This window comes from Frankia sp. CoWAU3 (assembly GCF_977971855.1).
This window is the reverse complement of sequence record NZ_CDWWXB010000038.1, coordinates 2,871-3,557: the sequence shown is the minus strand read 5'-3', so window position 1 is coordinate 3,557 and position 687 is coordinate 2,871. Positions and strand designations below refer to the sequence as shown.

Below are 687 nucleotides of genomic sequence, written 5' to 3'. Positions count from 1 at the left end.
CGTCCGGCACCGCACCAGGCAGCCCGGGAACGTCGGCTCCTCCAGCAGGACGAGGGCGTCCAGCGGATCACCATCGCGCCCGAGGGTTCCCTCGATGAACCCGTAGTCCGACGGGTAGTGGGTGGAGGTGAACAGCATCCGGTCAAGCCGGATACGGCCGGTGTGGTGATCCATCTCGTACTTGTTGCGCTGCCCCTTGGGGATCTCGATGGTCACATCGAACTCAAGGTCCACTCCGCTCCCTGTCTCCTTCGTCTTCGCCCGGTCCGCACCGGAGCGATCGCCGTTTGTCACATGGTGCTCGTTCGAGCCGTACCGTGCTCGTAGCGCAGTACGTCGTGCTCGTGCCGTACGTCGTGCTCTGCCAGGCGGTGGATGTGCTCCGCCCGGGGCGCGGGCCACCCACCCCAGTGACCACAACGAGGCGTCACACCCACGACGGCGCACCTAGTGTCGCGGACGCCGCCTCCCACCCGAACCGCACCGGCACCACCACGTTTCCACCGCCGGATCTCCCGGGCACCGAAACCATGATGGGCACCGGCGACACGCCCGGTGGGGCCTTCTTCGTACCAGTGCCGCCCGCCGACACGACACCTCCGGTGTCCCGTCGCACCCCCGGTGTCCCGTCGCGGCGGGACACCGCCGGGCAGGCCGGCGGCGACGGATCCGGGTTCACCCGCCGCG

General features: G+C 69.3%; 2 protein-coding genes. One reads left to right on the top strand and one right to left on the bottom strand.

The features are described from left to right. Positions 1–234, bottom strand: a 234-nt coding sequence (locus AC08ON_RS06080; protein ID WP_476616607.1) for an inorganic diphosphatase, incomplete at its 3' end; no start/stop codon positions are given. A gap of 83 nt (positions 235–317) precedes the next feature. Here AC08ON_RS06080 and AC08ON_RS06075 point away from each other — a divergent pair. Continuing rightward, a partial coding sequence (locus tag AC08ON_RS06075) for a hypothetical protein (protein ID WP_476616599.1) occupies positions 318–687 on the top strand: 370 nt, incomplete at its 3' end.